Genomic DNA, 18,813 nt, shown 5'->3' with positions numbered 1-18,813 from the left:
CGGTGTGGACGAGCCCGTCGCCGTCGTGGGTATGGGCTGCCGTTTTCCGGGTGGCGCCTCGGGTGTGGACGCGTTCTGGGACCTGTTGGTGGAGGGCCGCTCCGGTGTGGTGGAGGTTCCACCGGACCGGTGGGACCTGGCGGACTTCCATGACGAGGATCCGGAAGCGGAGGGACGGACCTACTCGCGCCACGGCGGGTTCGTGGACGGGGCGGCGGACTTCGACGCGGGTCTGTTCGGGGTCCCGCCCCGCGAGGCGGTCGGCATCGATCCCCAGCACCGCTTCGTGCTGGAGGTGGCGTGGGAGGCCCTGGAGAACGCGGGGATCGCGCCGGACTCCTTGAAGGGTTCACGGACCGGTGTGTTCGTGGGGATGGGCGGCAGCGACTACGAGCGGCTGCGACTGGCCGCGGGCGGCAGCTCCTTCCACGACGGCTACACGGCGACCGGCAGCGCCCTGAACTTCGCGGCGAACCGCCTGTCGTACGCGCTGGGTCTGGAGGGGCCGAGCCTGGTGGTGGACACCGCGTGCTCTTCGTCGCTGGTCGCCCTGCACCTGGCCTGCCAGTCCCTCCGGGCGGGCGAGTGCGACACCGCGATCGTCGCCGGTGTGAGCCTGATGCTCGACCCGGGGACGACGGTGGCGCTGTCCAAGGGCCGCATGCTCTCGCCACGGGGCGCCTGCCGCACCTTCGACGCCGCGGCCGACGGCTACGTGCGGGGCGAGGGGTGCGGGGTGGTCGTCCTGCGCCGCGCATCCTCGGTGGAGGGCACCCACTCGCGGGTCCGCGCGCTGGTCAGGGGTTCGGCCACCAACCAGGACGGTCGCAGCAACGGGCTGACCGCGCCTCGGGGCGCTGCCCAGGAGGACGTGGTCGCACGGGCGCTCGCGGCGGGCGGCGTGCGTCCGGCCGATGTGGGCTATGTGGAGGCGCACGGTACCGGAACGCCGCTGGGTGATCCGATCGAGGTCCGGGCGCTGGCCGCGGTGCTGGGCGAGGGCCGCGACGCGTCCGACCCGGTGGTGCTGGGGTCGGTGAAGACGAACATCGGCCATCTGGAGGCCGCCGCCGGGATCGCCGGGCTGATCAAGACGGTCCTGGCCGTGGAGCGCGGGGCCGTTCCGCCCCACCTCAACGTCACCGACCTCAACCCGGTGGTGCCGTGGGACCGGCTGCCCCTGGAGGTGGGAACCGAGCTGCGTCCGTGGACGGCCGAGCGCCGCGTCGCGGGGGTGTCCTCCTTCGGATTCGGCGGCACCAACGCGCACGCGGTTCTGGAGTCCGTGCCGTCGTCGGAGGGTGCCGCCGAGGAAGGCGAGCCCGTCGCGTCGGCCCGGGCACCCGTCGTGGTGAAGGTGTCGGGGCGCGGCGAGGCCGCTCTGCGCGACGGCGCCGCGCGGCTGGCCGCCTGGGCGCGGTCCGCGAGGGACCGGGGCGAACTGGACGACGGCCTCGCCGGTGTGGCCTGGTCGGCCGGCACCGGACGGGCCGATCTGCCCGACCGCGCCGCCGTCGTGGCGTCGTCCCCCGACGAGCTGGTGGCCGGACTCGACGCGGTGGCGCTCGGGCGTGGCGGCCCCGGTCTGGCCCGGGGGCGGCGCGGCGCGGGCGGCGCCCCGCGCGTGGCCTTCGTGGTCCCGGGCCAGGGCCCGCGCCTGGCCGGCGCCCTCTCGGGCGTGTACGGGCGCGTCCCCGCCGTGACCGAGGTGGTCGACGAGGTGGCCGCGGTCGTGGGGCCGGTGTCGGAGCTGCCGCTGTCAGTGCTTCTCGACGACAGTGAGGAGGCCGCCGAAGCCCTGATGGACACGGCCGTCGTGCAGCCGTGCCTGTTCGCGGTGGCGGTCGCCCTGGGACGCTGGTGGGAGTCGGTCGGAGTCCGTGCCGACGTCGTCCTGGGCCACAGCGCGGGCGCCTACGCCGCCGCCGTGCTGTCGGGCGTGTTCACCGTCGGCGAGGGCGCGCGCCTGACCCGGGCCCGTGCCCGACTGATGGGCGCCCTGCCGCCCGTCGGCGCGATGGCCGCGGTGTTCTGCCCGGCGGAGGACCTGGCGGCCCTCGACGAGCTGCGCCACGGGCAGGTCGTGATCGCCTCCTACAACGGCCCTCGCGAGAACGTCGTCTCCGGACCGACGGAACAGGTCCTGGCCGTCATGGAGACGATGGCCGGACGGGGCGTCAAGAGCGCGCGGCTGCGCGTCTCGTACGCCTCCCACGGCCCGCTCATGGAGTCCGTCCTCCCCGATCTCGGTGCGGCCTTCGAGGGAATCCACCCTCGGGAGCCGGACCGCGACCTGGTGTCCGATTCCACCGGTGAGCTGGCCGGCGCCACGGTCACCACCGCGGACTACTGGGTTCGGCACACCCGCCGGCCCGTGCTCTTCTCCGCGGCGATGCGCACGGTCCTGGACCGCGGCGCGCGCGTGGTGGTCGAGCTCGGGCCCGGCGGGTTGCTGCCGCTGTTCCTCGGCGTCGCCGGAGACCGCGAGCCGGTGTGCGTCCCCTCGGTCCTGACGGAGGAGGGCGTGTACCAGGGGCTGATGGAGGCCGTGGCCCAGGTCTGGGCGGCGGGGGTCGACATCGACTGGGCCAGGGTCAACGGCCCGGGGCCGGGCGTGGCGCCGACGCTTCCCACCTACCCCTTCCAGCGCCGGCCCTACTGGGCCGACAACGCGGTGCCGGTACCCCCGGACGGAGAACGGGGCACCAGGGGGCGGACGCCGCCGCGGGCGGTCCCCCCGCCCGAGGAGACGGTGCCGGACGTTCCCGCCGCGCCCCTGTCCGCGTTCGGTGCAGCCGGCGACCGCGAAGGTGCCGACCAGATCAGCGCGCTGGTCACCTACCTCCGGGGTGCGCTGGCGTCGGTCATGGAACTCGACGAGGCCGACACCCTCGACCAGGACGCGGGTCTGTTCGACCTCGGGATCACCTCCGCCATGGTCGTGCGGCTCAGGAAGATGCTGGAACGCGACCTCGGCACGCGGGTCCGCACGACGGCGGTGTTCGAGCACCCCACGATTCGGCAGTTGGCCCGCCACCTCGCCGACCTCGGGGCGGCGCCGCAGGCCCCGGACGCGGCGTCCGAACCAGTGGCGGACACCGCGGTCACGGAGACCGACACCGGGGAGGCCGCCGTGGCGCCCCCCACCACAGCGGTGGAGCGGCCCGCCTCATCGGACACCGAGCCCATCGCGATCGTCGGCATGGCCTGTCGCTTCCCCGGCGGCGCCGACACACCCGACGCGTACTGGCGCCTGCTCCGGGAGGGGCGCGACGCCACCTCCGGCGTCCCCGCCGACCGCTGGGACGCCGCCGAGTTCGCCGCCCCCGGCCGCGACCACGCCTTCCGGGGTGGCTTCCTGACCGGCCCGGTCGACCGATTCGACGCCGAGGCGTTCGGGATCACTCCCCGGGAGGCACGGCACATGGACCCCCAGCAGCGCCTGTTGCTGGAGGTCACCTGGGAGGCCCTGGAGGACGCCGGAATCCCCGCGTCCGCCGTCGAGGGATCGCGCACGGGTGTCTTCGTCGGCGTCACCACCGCCGACTACCTCCAGCTGCTCACCACGTCCGGGGCACTGGACGCCGACCCCTATGTGGCGACGGGCAACACCGCCAGCGTCGCCGCCGGACGGCTGTCCTACGTCCTCGGCGCACAGGGGCCCAGCATGGCGATCGACACCGCCTGCTCCTCCTCCCTCGTCGCCGCCCACCTGGCCGCCCGGAGCCTGCGCTCGGGCGAGTCGGACACCGCGCTGGTCGCCGGAGTGAATCTCATGCTCTCTCCGGCGACCACGGTGGGCCTGATCAACCTCGGCGCACTGGCCCCCGACGGCCGCTGCAAGACCTTCGACGCCGCCGCCGACGGCTACGCGCGGGGCGAGGGAGCCGGAGCCCTCGTCCTCAAGCGGCTCACCGACGCGGTCGCCGACGGGGACCGCGTCTGGGCGGTCATCCGCGGCTCGGCGGTCAACCAGGACGGCCGCAGCGCCGGCCTCACCGTCCCCAACGGCCGTGCGCAACAGGCCGTGATCGGCGATGCCCTGCGCGACGCGGCCGCCGCCCCCGAGGAGATCGGCTACGTCGAGGCGCACGGTACGGGGACGGCGCTCGGAGACCCCATCGAACTGGAGGCGCTCACGGACGTCCTCCGCCCGGAAGCGACTGCGGCCGCACCGGTCGTGGTCGGCTCGGTCAAGACCAACATCGGCCATCTGGAGGCCGCCGCCGGGGTGTCCGGCCTCATCAAGGTCGCGCTCTCCCTCAAGCACGGCCGCATCCCCCCGCACCTGCACATGAACGACCCCAACCCGAACGTCGACTGGTCCCACCTGCCCGTCCGGATCCCGACCGAGGACGCCGAGTGGACCTGCGCGGGTCCTCGCACGGCGGGCATCAGCTCCTTCGGGTTCAGCGGGACCAACGCGCACATGGTGCTCGCCCAGGCACCCGACGACGCGGCCCGGGTCGGGGACGGCACCGGCGCCCCGGAGGAGGACGTACCGGCTGTACCGCGCGCCGAACTGCTGACCCTGTCGGCCCACGGCTCGGCGGCGGTCTCCGCCCTGGCCGCCGACTACGGCGCCCTCCTCGGCCGGGACGACGCGCCCCGCTGGGCCGACGTCACCGCCGGCGCCGCCCTGCGCCGCTCCCACCTGCCCGTCCGGATGGCGGTCGCCGCCGACTCCGCGGAGCGGGCCGTGGAGCTGCTCGCCGAGGCGGCGGACGGCCGCCGCGTCCGCGGACTGGCGACCGGTACGGCGGTCCCCGAGGACCAGCGGCGGTTGATCCTGGCCTACAGCGGCCAGGGAAGCCAGTGGGCGGGGATGGGCCTCGGCCTCCTGGCCGACCCGGTCTGCGCCGACGTCCTCCGGCGTTGCGAGAAGCTCGTCCGTGAACTGGCGGGCTGGTCGCTGTCGGAGGTCCTCGGCGAGGACGGCGCGGTGTCCCGGCTCACCGACACCGAGTACGCCCAACCGGCCATCGTCGCCGTCCAGGCCGCACTCACCGAGCGGTGGCGGGCCTGGGGCCTGGAACCCGACGCGGTCGTCGGGCACAGCGTCGGCGAGATCGGCGCCGCCTACGCAGCCGGCGCCCTGGACCTGGACCACGCCATGGCGGTGGCGGTCGCCCGTGGCCGGGTGATGGCCTCCACCCGCGGTTCGGGCGCCATGGCCGCCGTCGGCCTGCCACCGCACGACGTCGCCGAGCTGATCGCCCCGCTGGCCGACCGGCTGTTCGTGGCCGCGGTCAACGGGCCGGAGGCCACGGTCGTGGCGGGAGACCCGGCCGCTCTGGCCGAGCTCGAACCGTTGGTGCGCGACCGGAGGGCACGCTGGGCCCGCATCCAGGAGGAGTACGCCTTCCACAGCCCTCTGATGGTGCCGGTCCAGGACGAACTCGTCCGTGCCCTGCCCCCGTTGGCCCCGAAGCCGGCCGCCGTGGCGGCCTACTCGACCGTCACGGGGGAGCGGGCCGGCCCCGACGCGTTCGACACCGACTACTGGGCCCGCAACCTGGTGAGCCCCGTCCGCTACCGCGACGCGATGCGCGCCGCCGCCGTCGACCGGGCGCACAACGTCGTCCTGGAGGTCGGCCCGCACGCCGTCCTGGGATCGCCCTCGGCGCAGTCCCTGCGGGGCCGGGTCGCCGACGCCACCGTGCTGACGTCGATGCGGGCCCGTCAGGACCCCCGCACCACGATGCTGGAGGCCGCGGGGGGCCTGTACGTCCTCGATTTCGACCTCGACCACCGAGCGATCCAGCCGACGCGCCGGCACTGGGTCCCGCTGCCCCACTACCCCTGGCAGCGGGAACGGCACTGGGTCCCCGACCGGCCGGTACCGCGCGGTGCCGAGCGGCCGCCGTCCGCCGCCGCCGACGCGGTGGAGGAGGGACTGAACCGCCACACCTACGAGACCGAGTGGCGGGCGGCCGACGCCGTCCGGCAGTCGGGCGGGGAGGGGGCGTCCGGAGCCTGGCTGCTGGTCGCCGACGGCTCCGGCGTGGCCGACGGCATCGCCAGGGAGCTGGCGCGGATCGGTGAGCGGAGCATCGTGGTCGGCGCCGACCGGCTGGACCTGGGTGCGCCCGACACCCTGCGTGAACTCGTCGCGGGAACGGAGGGGCTGCGCGGCCTCGTGCACTGCGCGACTCTCGACGTCGGCCCGGTCCGGGGTCCCGGCACCGAACTGGACGACGCGCTGACCCGCTCGTGCGGGCCGCTGCTGAGCGCTGTCAGGGCCCTGGACGGCGGCCCCGGCGCCGCCCGGATCTGGGTGGTCACGCGGGGCGGTGCGGGTGTCGCCGGAACGGAGCCGGCCCACGCCCCCGTCTGGGGCCTGGGCCGGGTGGTCGCCCTGGAACATCCGGAACTGTGGGGCGGTCTGATCGACCTCGACCCCGGGGCCGCAGACCCGGACGCGGACGCCGCCGCCGTCACCGCCGAGATCACCGGCGGCGACGGCGAGGACCAGGTCGCCTACCGCGCGGGCGAGCGCCGCGTGGCCCGGCTGCGCCGTGCCGCGCCGCTCCCGGCGGGCCCGGGTCCGGTCGTCCACGGTGACGCCGCCTACCTCGTCACCGGCGGGCGGGGCTCGCTGGGGCTGCGCGTCGCACGCTGGCTCGTCGGCCACGGAGCACGCCATCTCATCCTGACCGGCCGCCGACCGCTGCCCGAGGACCCCGACGACTCCGTCACCGCGGCGGTCGGTGCCCTGCGCGACGCGGGAGCCACCGTCCACACACCCGCGGTGGACGTCGCCGACGCCGAAGGCATGGCCGCCCTCTTCACGCAGGACGCGCCCTGGCCCGCGATCCGGGGCGTGGTCCACGCCGCGGGCGCCTTCCACGCCGACACGGTTCGCGAGATGGACTGGGAGCGGTTCCGCGCGGTCCTGCGCCCCAAGGTCGAGGGCACCCTGGTGCTCGACGCGGTCGCCGACGGACTGGACTTCCTCGTCATGTTCTCCTCCGCGTCGGCCGTGTGGGGGTCGGCGGCGGCGGGCCACTACGCGGCGGCCAACCACTTCGAGGACGTGATGGCGTGGAACCGCGCCGACCGCGGACTCCCGGGACTGGCCGTGGACTGGGGGTGGTGGTCGGGCAGCGATCTGGTGGACGACGAGCACCTGCGCTACTTCCAGTCGATGGGTCTGGACGTCCTGCCGGACCCGCTCGGCTTCGGGGCCCTGGACCGGCTCCTGTCCTCCGACCGCACCCAGGTCACGGTCGCGCCGGTCGACTGGTCCCGGTTCCGGCCCGTCCTGGAGGCCAAGCGGCGCCGGCCGCTGCTGGAACTCATGGACGGTTCCGGCGTCGCGGCCGCGGCCGTCGACCGGGCGTTGCTGGACCGGCTCGGCACGGCCACCGGAGCGGCGCGTACGCGGCTGATGGAGGAGCGGATCCAGCGCGAGGTCGGTGCCGTGATCGGCCGCCGCGAGCGGTTGGACCGCCACTCCGGATTCTTCGAGGCCGGGATGGACTCGATCATGAGCGTCGAGCTCAAGACCCGGCTGGAACAGGCGCTGGGAGTCGAACTCCCCGCCACGATCGCCTTCGAACACCCCACCGTCGCCGACCTCGCCGACTTCCTGCTGGACGAGGTCCTGCCCCTGACGGCCGACACCGGCGGCGGCGACGGACCGCCCCACACCCCGGAGCAGGCACCGGGACTCGACGACCTGTCCGAAGTGGAGCTCCTGGAGCTCCTCAGCGATGAGCTGGAGCAGTCATGAACCCGACACAGACCGACGACAACGACCGCTCCGACGTCCTGCGCCGCGCCCTGATCGAGGTGCGGACCGCCCGTGAGGAGGCCGCCGAGTCCCGTCGCCGCCACAGCGAGCCCGTCGCCGTCGTGGGTATGGGTTGCCGTTTTCCGGGTGGCGCCTCGGGTGTGGACGCGTTCTGGGACCTGTTGGTGGAGGGCCGCTCCGGTGTGGTGGAGGTTCCACCGGACCGGTGGGACCTGGCGGACTTCCACGACGACGACCCTGACGCGCGGGGCCGGATGTACACCCGTCACGGCGGGTTCGTCGACGGGATCCGGGACTTCGACGCGGGTCTGTTCGGGATCCCGCCCCGCGAGGCGGTCGGCATCGATCCCCAGCACCGTTTCGTGCTGGAGGTGGCGTGGGAGGCCCTGGAGAACGCGGGGATCGCGCCGGACTCCTTGAAGGGTTCACGGACCGGTGTGTTCGTGGGGATGGGCGGCAGCGACTACGAGCGGCTGACCCTGTCCACCGGCGACGTGACCGACGTGGACGGCTACGCGGCCACCGGCGGTGCCCTGAACATGGCGGCGAACCGTCTGTCGTACGCGCTGGGTCTGGAGGGGCCGAGCCTGGTGGTGGACACCGCGTGCTCTTCGTCGCTGGTCGCCCTGCACCTGGCCTGCCAGTCCCTCCGGGCGGGCGAGTGCGACACCGCGATCGTCGCGGGCGTCAACAGCCTGCTTTCACCGAGCACGTCCGTGGCCCTGTCCAAGGCCGGCATGCTCTCGCCCGAGGGCCGGTGCAAGACCTTCGACGCCGCGGCCGACGGCTACGTGCGGGGCGAGGGGTGCGGGGTGGTCGTCCTGCGCCGCGCATCCTCGGTGGAGGGCACCCACCTGCGGGCCCGGGCGCTGGTCAAAGGTTCGGCCACCAACCAGGACGGCCACAGCTCCGGCCTGACCGTTCCGCGGGCCTCCGCCCAGAGCGAGGTCGTGCGACGGGCGCTGGCCGCGGCGGACGTGCGTCCGGCCGATGTGGGCTATGTGGAGGCGCACGGTACCGGTACCCCTCTGGGTGATCCGATCGAGGTCCGGGCGCTGGCATCGGTGTTGGGCGAGGGTCGCGACGCGTCCGACCCGGTGGTGCTGGGGTCGGTGAAGACGAACATCGGCCATCTGGAGGCCGCCGCCGGGATCGCCGGGCTGATCAAGACGGTCCTGGCCGTCGAACACGGCCACCTCCCCCCGCATCTGAACCTCACCGATCCCAACCCCGCCGTCGACTGGGCCGCCCTCCCGGTCGTGGTCGGCACCCGCTCGGCACCGTGGACGGCCGAGCGCCGCGTCGCGGGGGTGTCCTCCTTCGGATTCGGCGGCACGAACGCCCACGTGGTCGTCGAGTCCGCGCCGGCGGGGCCCGAGGCGCCGGGCGGCGCCACGCAACCCCCGGACACCGTGGCGGTCAAGGTGTCAGGGCGCGGCGAGGCCGCGGTGCGCCAGAGCGCGGCGGCGCTGGCCGCGCGGGTCCGCGCCGAGGACCCCGCCGACGCGCACGCCCTGGCCTGGTCGGCGGGCGTGGGCCGCGCCGACCTGACCGACCGCGCCGTCGTGGTGGCCGCCTCCGCCGGGGAGCTGGCCGCAGGACTGGACGCGGTCGCGCGCGGTGACTCCGATCCCGCCGTCGTGCGCGGCCGCCGCGGGCCGGGCGGCGCTCCGCGCGTGGCCTTCGTGGTACCCGCGGCCGGGCCCCGGCTGGCGGGCGCCCTGGCGGGTGTGTACGGCCGGGTGCCCGCCGTCACCGAGACGGTCGACGCCCTCACCGAGGTCTGGGGGGCGGTCACGGAACCGCCCCTGGCCGCCCTGCTCGACGGCGCCGACGCGGAGGCGGCCCTGTCCGAACCGGCCGCGGCGCGCGCCGCCGCGTTCACCGCGGCGGTCGCCCTGGGCCGCTGGTGGGAGTCGGTCGGAGTGCGCCCGGACCTGGTCGTCGGGCACGGCGGCTCCGGCTACGCGGCCGGTGTCCTGGCGGGTGCGCTCGGACTCCGCGACGGGGCGCTGCTCACCCGGTCCGGAGCCGGACCGGACGAGGCCGCCCTCGGGGGGACGGAGTTCACCGCGCCCACCGCCGACCTGGTCACGGAGACCGACGCCGCAGACACCGGTCTCGACCCGTCGAGCACGGCCTACTGGCACCACCGCGCGGACGCGTCCATGCCCGTCACCGAGGTGGTGCACGCGGCCGCCGACCGCGGGGTCGACGTCGTGGTCGAACTCGGGCACGGCGGCCTGCTCCCGCACTTCCTCACCGCCGCCCCGGAGGAGGAGCCGGTGTGCGTTCCGTCCGTCCAGACGGAGCGCGGCGTCCGCCACGGCCTCGTCCGGGCGGCGGCCCGGGTGTGGGCGGCCGGAGCGGACCTCGACTGGGCGCGGCTCAACGGTCCGGCCCCGGCCGACCCGCCCGTTCTGCCCACCTACCCCTTCCAGCGGCGGACCTTCTGGCCCGCGTCGGCCGACCCCCGCAGGTCCCTGACCCGGGCGGCCGACGCGGGCGGACCGGCCGCACCCGGCCGGCCCCTTCTGCGGGTGCTGCGCACCGCGGACGGTCGCACCGTCGGCGAGGCGGAAGTGTCCCTGAGCCGGGTCCCGTTCCTGGCGGAGCACCGGGTCCACGGGCTGCTCGTCGTCCCGGGCGTGCTCTTCCTCAACCTCGTCCTCGAGTGCGCCGACGCCCTCTTCGACGGCACGCCCCGCGCCCAGGACCTGGCCGTGTCGCGGTCCCTCGTGCTCGGCGACGACGACACCGCCACCGTCCAGGTGGTCCTCGATCCCGTGGAGGACGGCCGGGCCCGGGCCCGTGTGTTCAGCCAGGACGCCGACGGGCGGTGGCGGAGCCACTTCGAGACCGTCGTCCACGGAGACCAGGACCCGACGCCGCCGGACGGCGCCGTCGACGAGGCGGGCATCGCCGCGGGAGCGGACGCCGCCACCGAACCCGTCACCGGCGACTTCTACACCCGCGCGTGGCACCCCGAGTTCCGGCTCGGGCCGAGCTTCCGCCTCGTGCGGGCGGCACGGCGCGGTGAGCGCTCCGCGGTGGGCACCCTGGTCCAGCCCGCGCCGGACGCGGCCGGGGTCCGGGCGGGTGTGCGTCCCGAGCTGCTGCTCCTGGACGCCTGCATCCAGCTCGTCTCGGTCGTCGCACTGGCGGAGCGGGGCTTCGACGACCAGCCGGTCCACCTGGGCACGGGCTACGAACGCATCTGGGTCGGCCCCACCGGAGACCACGAGGAACTGGAGTGCGTGACCGTGCTCCGCGGTGGCGACGACGGCCGCATCGTCGGTGACCTGCGCCTGTACGGGGACGACGGCAGCCTCGTCGCCGAGGTCTGGGGTGCGGGTTTCAGCCCCGTCACGGAACGGACCCTGGAGCGCCTGGCCGCCGAGCGCCGGGCCGGGGTGGAGGCGGGTCCGCGGCGACCCGGCGTACCCTCACCCGAGGCCCTGCGGGCGGCGTCCGGCCCCGAACGCGAACGCCTGGTCCTGGCCCACGTCACCGGCGTGCTCGCCGCCATCCTGGGGGCCGACGTCTCGGAGGTGGAGCTCGACGCCCTCCTGGTGGACGTGGCGGACTCCCTCATGATCGCGGAGCTGAGAACCGCCGTGATCGAGGACCTGGGGGTCACCCTCCCCATGGACGTGTTCTTCGACGACCGGACCCCCGCGTCCCTGGCCCGGCTGGTGTCGGCCGAGATCGCCGTGGCCGCCGAGGCCGAGGCCGAGCGGAGGGCCGAGCCGAAGGCCGCGACGGTTCGACGGACTCGGGGCCTGTCCGTCGAGCGCATGACCGAACTGGCCGGGCTCGACACCGACATCAGGGCCGACGGAGCGCCGGAACCGGTCGGTGTCGCCCCGACGGCGACACTGCTCACCGGAGCGACCGGCTTCGTCGGCGCGTTCCTGCTCGCCGAGCTGCTGAACCGCCGCGACGGCGACGTCCACTGCCTCGTACGCGCCGACGACACGGCCCACGCCTCGCGGCGGATCGAGGACAACCTGCGCCGCTACGGCATCGACGCCGGAGCCCGCCTGTCCCGGGTCGTGCCCGTCGTCGGCGACCTGGCCGAACCGCTCCTCGGCCTCCCCGAAGCGGAGTTCACCGCCCTGCACGGGCGGGTCGGCGACATCGTGCACTGCGGCGGGATGGTCAAGTGGACCTACCCCTACAGCGGCCTGGAGGGCCCCAACGTCACCGGGACCCGCGAGGTCCTGCGCCTGGCGACCGCCGGCGCGCCGCGGCCCGTGCACTTCATCTCCACGGTCGGGGTCTTCTCCTCCGAGGAGTACACGGCCGACACGGTGGACGAGACCGCCGACCTGCACGAGAGCGGCCCACTGGTCGTCGGCTACGCGCAGACCAAGTGGGTCTCCGAACGGATGGTGCGCACCGCCGCCGAACGCGGCCTGCCCGTCACCGTCCACCGCATCAACACCGGTGGGCACAGCGTGACCGGGGCCTTCAACCGCCTCGACCACCTGAGCCTCATCCTCAAGGGCTGCACCGAGTCGGGCCTGGCTCCGCACACCCTCGCGCTCATGCCGGTCCAGCCCGCTCCCATCGACTACGTCGCGAGCGCGGTCGTCGAGCTGGCGGGCCGCCCCGAGAACCACGGGGGCACGTTCCACCTCGCCAACCACCGGTCCATGTCCTGGAAGGAATTCTTCGACAGCGTCGAGGAGTTCGGCTACCCGCTGGAGCGGATGCCCCTGGACGACTGGCGCGCGCGTGTCACCGGACGCGACGCGGGGACCATGGCGCTCCTCGGACTCGCCCCGTTCCTCCAGGACAGCATGGATCACGCCCGGGTGCCCTTCTTCGAGTCGGAGCTCACCCGCAAGGCCCTCAGCGGGACCGGTGTGAGCTGTCCGCCGCTGGACACCGGCCTGGTCCACACCTTCCTCCGAGCCTTCGTCGACGCCGGATTCATCCACCCTCCGCAGAAGTGAAGGAGCCCGAAGTGACCGCTCTCTCGATCGATCTCACCCATGAGGACTACCGGCTCAGGCCGTGGCCGCTCTACGAGCGCCTGCGCGACGAGTTCCCCGTCCACCACGTCAAGGAGGGCGCGGCGGACGGCGAGGACTTCTACATGTTCAGCCGCTATGACGACGTCCGGGACGCGCTGCGCGACCGCGAGCTCTTCTCCAGCCACGTCATGACGGGGGCCTTCGACGTCCCCGTGCTCGTGAACCGGGACGCACCCGAGCACACCCGGTTGCGGCGCAACGCCAACCGGGGCTTCAACGCCCGGATCGTGCAGAACCTGGACGGATGGGTCACCGGCGTCATCGACGACCTCATCGAGGACGCCGTCGCTCAGGGGACCGTCGACTGGGTCGAGGCGTTCTCGACCACGCTGCCCCTGCGCGTGGTGGGGGACATGCTCGGCGTCCCCCTCGACCGCAAGAAGGACCTGCGCCGCTGGTCCCAGGCCATCATGGACATGTTCGCGGTCGCCGCCGGACTCGACCCCGAGGAGGTCCCCGGGTTCTTCGAGGACGTCCTGGAGTTCGGCAACTACATGGGCGAGCTCACCCAGCAGCGCAAGGGCGGACCCAACCGCGGCGACATCCTGGGCGAACTGGTCGTCGAGCACGAGGCCGGAAACCTCTCCCAGGACGAGCTGGTCGTCATGGCCTGGTCGTTCATCGCCGCCGGCTACGAGACGACCATGAACCTGCTCTCCGGCGGTCTGGAGATGCTCCTGTCCGACCCGGAGTTGGGCGAGCGCATGCGCGCCGAACCGGATCGAACCGACGACTTCATCGCCGAGTACCTGCGGCTCTTCAGCCCCATCCAGTGGACCCTGCGCCGCACCACCCGGGAGATCGAGCGGCACGGCCTGACCGTTCCCGAGGGCTCGCTCGTCCATCTCGTGATCGGCGCCGCCAACCGCGACCCGCGCAAGTTCGACGACCCCGCCGTCTTCGACATCGACCGCGCCAACGGGTCCGAGCACGTCGGCTTCGGCGCCGGGTCCCACTTCTGCCCGGGGGCCGCCCTCACCCGTCTGCTGGCCGGGCGCGCCTTCCGCGCCTACTACGCCAACCTCGACCGGCTCGCCCTCGACCCGGCGCAGCCGCCGCGGATGCGCACCAGGCAGGGCGCGTACGGCATCGCCGAGATGAAGATCCGCACGACGAACTGACCTGGGGCGACCCCAGTGGCCGGACCCAGCGGGACCGGCCACCCGTACCGGAGAAGGAGTCCACCATGACCACGGTCATGTCACCACCGACCCTCATCGACCGCCTCCACGCCCACGCCGAGCAGCGGCCCGACGCGCGGGCGTGCGTCTTCGTCAAGGGCGAGGCCGAGACCGACCGGTCCCTCACCTACAGGGAGCTGGACACGACGGTCCGGGCCGTCGCCGCCGCGCTGCGCACCCGGCTCGCCCCCGGCGACCGCGTCCTCCTGCTGCTCCCGGAAGGACCCGACTTCGTGCCGGCCTTCCTCGGCTGCCTGCGGGCCGGGGTGATCGCGGTTCCCGCCTACCCTCCGCAGTCCGCCCGGGAGAAGCACCGGATGGGGACGCTGCGCGCCATCTTCGCCGACTGCCGACCCGCGGCCGTGCTCACCTCCCTGCCCGAGGAGGCCCGCGCGGACCTGCGCGCGGCCGCACCGGAGACGGAGGGGGCGTGGTGGGCCGACGTGGACGACCTGGTGCGGACCCCGGTGGGGCCGACGCTGGAGCAGCCGACCGACCCGGCGATGCCCGCGTTCCTGCAGTACACGTCCGGCTCGACCTCGCTTCCCAAGGGCGTGGTCGTCACGCACGGGGCGCTGGCGCACAACCTGGAGATGATACGTGCCGCCTTCGAGCGCCACGAGGACCTGCGCTGGGCCAGCTGGCTGCCGCTCTTCCACGACATGGGGCTGATCGGCAACGTGCTCGCGCCCCTGTGGGCGGGCGGCCTGTCCGTGGTGATGGCGCCGTTCGCGTTCATCAAGCGCCCGGCCCGGTGGCTGTGGATGATCTCCCGCTACGGGGCCAACATCAGCGGTGGCCCGAACTTCGCCTACGACCTCTGCACCAGCCGCGTGCGCGACCAGGAGATCGAGGGTCTGGACCTGAGCGGCTGGAAGTCGGCCTTCAACGGCGCCGAACCGATCCGCTCGGGCAGTCTCGCCCGTTTCGCTGAGCGCTTCGCGCCCTACGGATTCACGCCGAGCTCGTGGTGGCCCTGTTACGGGCTCGCCGAGGCGACCCTGCTGGTGACGGCGAACCGCGTCGGGACCGTGCCCACCGAGCTGACCGTGGACACCGACGAGCTGCAGGCGGGCCGCGCCGTGCCCGCGCCGACCGGTCGGACCCTGGTGACCAGCGGTTTCACCTCGATGGACCGCACGGTCGCGATCGTCGACCCCGAGACCGCCCGGCCTCTGCCCGACGGCGTGGTCGGCGAGGTCTGGATCGGCGGCCCCGACCTGCCCACCGACTACTGGGAGAACCCCGAGGCCAGCGAGCGGACCTTCGCCGCCCGTACCGCCACCGGCACAGGCGGCGCCTACCTGCGCTCGGGCGACCTCGGCTTCGTGCACGAGGGCGAGCTGTTCGTCACCGGACGGCTCAAGGACGTGGTGATCGTCGGGGGCCGCAACCACTACCCGCAGGATCTGGAGGCCACCGTCGAGGAGGCCCACCCAGCCGTCGGCAAGAACTACGTCATCGCCTTCTCGGTCGAGCAGGGCGACCACGAGAGCGTGGTGCTCGTCGCGGGCGTGGGCGGCGGCCTCATCGGCCAGGGCGACAGGGCCGCGGCCAAGCGCGAGGAGATCGCCCAGGTGGTGCGCGCCGCCGTGGCCGTCGAGCACGGCATCCAGGTGGACGACGTCGTCCTCGTCGGCCGGACCCAGATCCCGAAGACCTCCAGCGGCAAGGTGCAGCGCGGCGTCTGCCGCAACGCCTATCTCGCCGGAGAATACGCGCCGGTCGGCGCGACCACCCAGGAGGAAACGCGATGACCACGTCCACGAGAAGCCATTGGGACGTCCAGGAATGGCTGTCCGACCGCCTCGCGGTGATTCTGAGGATCGACCGCGACACCGTCTCCCCCGGAGCCACGTTCAGCGAGCTGGGACTGTCCTCCATCCAGGCGGTCGAGCTGGCCGCCGAGCTGGAGGACTGGAGCGGACACGACGTGCCCGCCACCTTCGTCTTCGACAGCCCCACCATCGAGGACGCCGCCGCGTACATCGTCGGCCTGTCCTCGTCGGGTGCGGGCGCACGAGGATAGGGGGCATCGTGCACACCCTGGTGACCGGCGGCGCCGGCTTCATCGGTTCGGCGTACGTGCGCGCGCTGGCGGCCGACGCGGCTCCTGAGGACCGCATCGTCGTCCTGGACAAGCTCACCTACGCGGGCAACACCGCCAACCTCGCCCCCGTCCTGGACGACCCCCGGGTGACGCTGGTGCGCGGGGACGTGTCCGACGGGGAGCTGGTCGACACGCTGGCGCGCGGACAGGACCGGCTGGTGCACTTCGCCGCGGAGTCGCACGTGGACCGGTCGATCGCGTCGGCCTCGGCGTTCACGACGACCAACGTTCTGGGAACACAGGTCCTGCTCGACGCCGCGCTGCGCCACGGCGTCGGCACGTTCCTGTACGTGTCGACGGACGAGGTGTACGGCTCCCTCGATCAGGGCTCCTGGCCCGAGACCGACCCACTGGACCCGAACTCCCCCTACGCCGCGACCAAGGCCGCGGGCGACCTGCTGTGCCTGTCCTACGCGCGCACGCACGGACTCGACGTGCGGATCACGCGGTGTTCGAACAATTTCGGTCCCTATCAGTACCCGGAGAAGATCGTTCCGCTGTTCACCACCAACCTCCTGCTCGGGCTCCAGGTGCCGCTGTACGGGGACGGCGGCAACGTCCGGGACTGGCTGCACGTCGACGACCACGTCCGCGGCATCCGGCTGGTGCTCGACCGCGGCAGGCCGGGCGAGGTGTACAACCTGGGCGGCGGCACCGAGCTGACCAACCGCCGGCTGACCGACGCGCTCCTGGACGTCCTGGGCCGGGGCCCGGAGATGATCGCGTGGGTCGACGACCGCAAGGGCCACGACCGCAGGTACTCCGTCGACTGGTCCAAGGCCGCACGCGAGCTGGGCTACCGGCCGCGGCACGACGACTTCCGGGAGAGCCTGCGCGCCACGGTCCAGTGGTACCGCGACCACCGCGACTGGTGGGAGCCCCTGCGGGCCGGCGCCGGGTTCGCGGGTGGCGGAGTGCTCACAGGAAAGGAGAACTGATGCGCGGCATCATCCTGGCGGGCGGGTCCGGCACCCGTCTGCGACCGCTGACACGGACGCAGTCCAAGCAGCTGCTGCCCGTGTTCGACAAACCGCTGATCTACTACCCGCTCTCGCTGCTGATGCTGATGGGGATCCGGGAGATCCTCATCATCAGCACCCCGGAGCACGTCGGCCAGTACCGGAGCCTGTTCGGTGACGGCGGAGACCTGGGTATCCGGGTCGACTACGCCGAGCAGGACCGACCGCGGGGACTCGCCGACGCCCTGGTGGTCGGGCGCGAGTTCGTCGGTGACGAGCAGGTCGCGCTGATCCTGGGGGACAACATCTTCCATGGCCACGACCTGGTGCCCGTCCTGCGCGAGCAGGCGGTGAAGTTGTCCGGGGCGACGCTGTTCGGATACCCGGTGGCCGACCCGGAGCGGTACGGGGTGGCGGTGCTCGACAGCGACGGCGGCCTCGTCGACATCGAGGAGAAGCCGGAGCGCCCGCGCTCCTCGCTGGCGGTCACAGGGCTCTACCTCTACGACAACGACGCCCTGGACTACGCGGCCGAACTCACCCCCTCCGCCCGCGGGGAACTGGAGATCACCGACGTCAACCGCCGGTTCGTGCGGGAGGGCCGTGCCAGGCTGGTGAACCTGGGCCGCGGCACCATGTGGCTGGACGCCGGCACGCACGAGACCCTGCTGGAGGCCGCGAACTACGTGCGCGTGCTGCAGAGCCGGCAGGGCGTCCAGATCGCCTGTGTGGAGGAGGTGGCCCACCGGATGGGCATGTTGGACGGGGCGGGGATGGACGCCGCCATCGCTCGCGTGGGCGCGGACTCGGATTATGGGCGGCACCTCGTCCGGGTACGGGCCGAGGTGTCCGGCGGCCCCGACGCGGTCGGGGCCGCCCGCGTCGGCGGCGAGGAGGGCGGGCCGGTGATGCGCGTGGCGGTCGACCAGGGGGTGTGCATCGGCTCCGGACAGTGCACCATGATCACGGACCGGGTCTTCGGCCAACGGGAGGATGACGGCGTGGTGACGCTGGAGGACGAGCATCCTCCGGTGGAGGAACACGACCTTGTGCGTACGGCGGCCGTGATCTGTCCGGTTTCGGCCATATCCGTATCCGGGTGAATGGCCCGTAAATTCGATGGGTCTGGTATTGCGTCCACACCGTGAATGGGATTGCACCGCGGCCTGTGTCCGGTGTGAACTCTGGTGATGGGGAAAGGTCATCGGTGGTCGAGGGCGCCTCAGAATATGAGGTGCCCTCATGTTCGCCCGCGCCAGTAGCGCTCGGTGACTCCTTGCGTTCGGTGCGGAGTCACCCTGTCGCCCGCTGCGGCACGAAGGCCGGTAAAGACGTCCGACGCGCCGTTGTGTTAACGGCGTATTACGTGTGTTCCAGATCACATTGAAATCGGTCGCGTTATTCGCCCTTTTTCGTTCCGGCTGTGGGCGGTATGACCTGAAGGAATGCATCGGAAGCCGTCGTGATTGCCGCCGGCAATGGCTGTCCGGCCATTCAAGGGTGTTGAAAAATCGCCCGTCGCGTGGTCGAATCGACATCTGATCTGTGGTGTCGTCGCCCCACTGTCCCTGGGGGCGGCCCCGGCGCATCTCCACAAGGCGGCCCCTCACCCCACAAGGTGGCCCCGTCGCCGTGTCGGCCACCCGAGGACGGTCCCTGCCCGTGCGGCCGGGTCCGTGTGCCGCGAGTCCGAACCATCACCCTCAGGGAGGTACCCGCATGGTCTTCGCACCTCCGCTCCATACGGAGTTCCCCACCGCAGTAG

7 protein-coding genes and 1 pseudogene are annotated in these 18,813 nt (G+C 73.2%); all 8 read left to right on the top strand.

Annotation, left to right across the window (positions count from 1 at the left end; genetic code table 11):
* Positions 1-4 precede the first annotated feature (4 nt).
* Positions 5-7,735, top strand: a complete 7,731-nt coding sequence (locus DFP74_RS30425) for a type I polyketide synthase (protein WP_158613084.1) — start codon at positions 5-7, stop codon at positions 7,733-7,735.
* The gene (locus DFP74_RS30420; protein ID WP_121187075.1) at positions 7,732-12,717 is read left to right on the top strand and encodes a thioester reductase domain-containing protein; all 4,986 of its coding nucleotides are present in this window, start codon (positions 7,732-7,734) and stop codon (positions 12,715-12,717) included. The genes DFP74_RS30425 and DFP74_RS30420 overlap by 4 nt, the downstream gene beginning before the upstream one ends.
* A gap of 11 nt (positions 12,718-12,728) precedes the next feature.
* Positions 12,729-13,919, top strand: coding sequence for a cytochrome P450 (locus DFP74_RS30415; protein ID WP_121187073.1), 1,191 nt, complete (start codon positions 12,729-12,731; stop codon positions 13,917-13,919).
* A 65-nt stretch (positions 13,920-13,984) separates the two neighbouring features.
* Entirely contained in the window at positions 13,985-15,736 is a 1,752-nt protein-coding gene (locus tag DFP74_RS30410; protein WP_121187071.1) for a fatty acyl-AMP ligase, read from the top strand.
* A complete protein-coding gene (locus DFP74_RS30405) occupies positions 15,733-16,008 on the top strand; it encodes an acyl carrier protein (RefSeq protein ID WP_121187069.1) in 276 nt (91 codons plus the stop codon). Before DFP74_RS30410 ends, DFP74_RS30405 begins: the two co-directional genes overlap by 4 nt.
* A gap of 8 nt (positions 16,009-16,016) precedes the next feature.
* Complete coding sequence (rfbB, locus tag DFP74_RS30400; protein ID WP_121187067.1) at positions 16,017-17,027, top strand: dTDP-glucose 4,6-dehydratase; 1,011 nt, start codon at positions 16,017-16,019, stop codon at positions 17,025-17,027.
* Positions 17,027-17,884 (top strand): annotated as a pseudogene (rfbA, locus tag DFP74_RS30395) (glucose-1-phosphate thymidylyltransferase RfbA); the annotation flags it as partial. The gene rfbB and the pseudogene rfbA, both read left to right, overlap by 1 nt.
* A gap of 72 nt (positions 17,885-17,956) precedes the next feature.
* A complete protein-coding gene (locus DFP74_RS34800) occupies positions 17,957-18,151 on the top strand; it encodes a ferredoxin (RefSeq protein WP_255499718.1) in 195 nt (64 codons plus the stop codon).
* The last annotated feature ends 662 nt before the right edge of the window (positions 18,152-18,813 follow it).

Origin of the sequence: Nocardiopsis sp. Huas11, assembly GCF_003634495.1 — a bacterium.
GTDB lineage: Bacteria > Actinomycetota > Actinomycetes > Streptosporangiales > Streptosporangiaceae > Nocardiopsis.
Note: the sequence above shows the minus strand (reverse complement) of the source record. Positions and strands in the feature narration are given on the sequence as shown.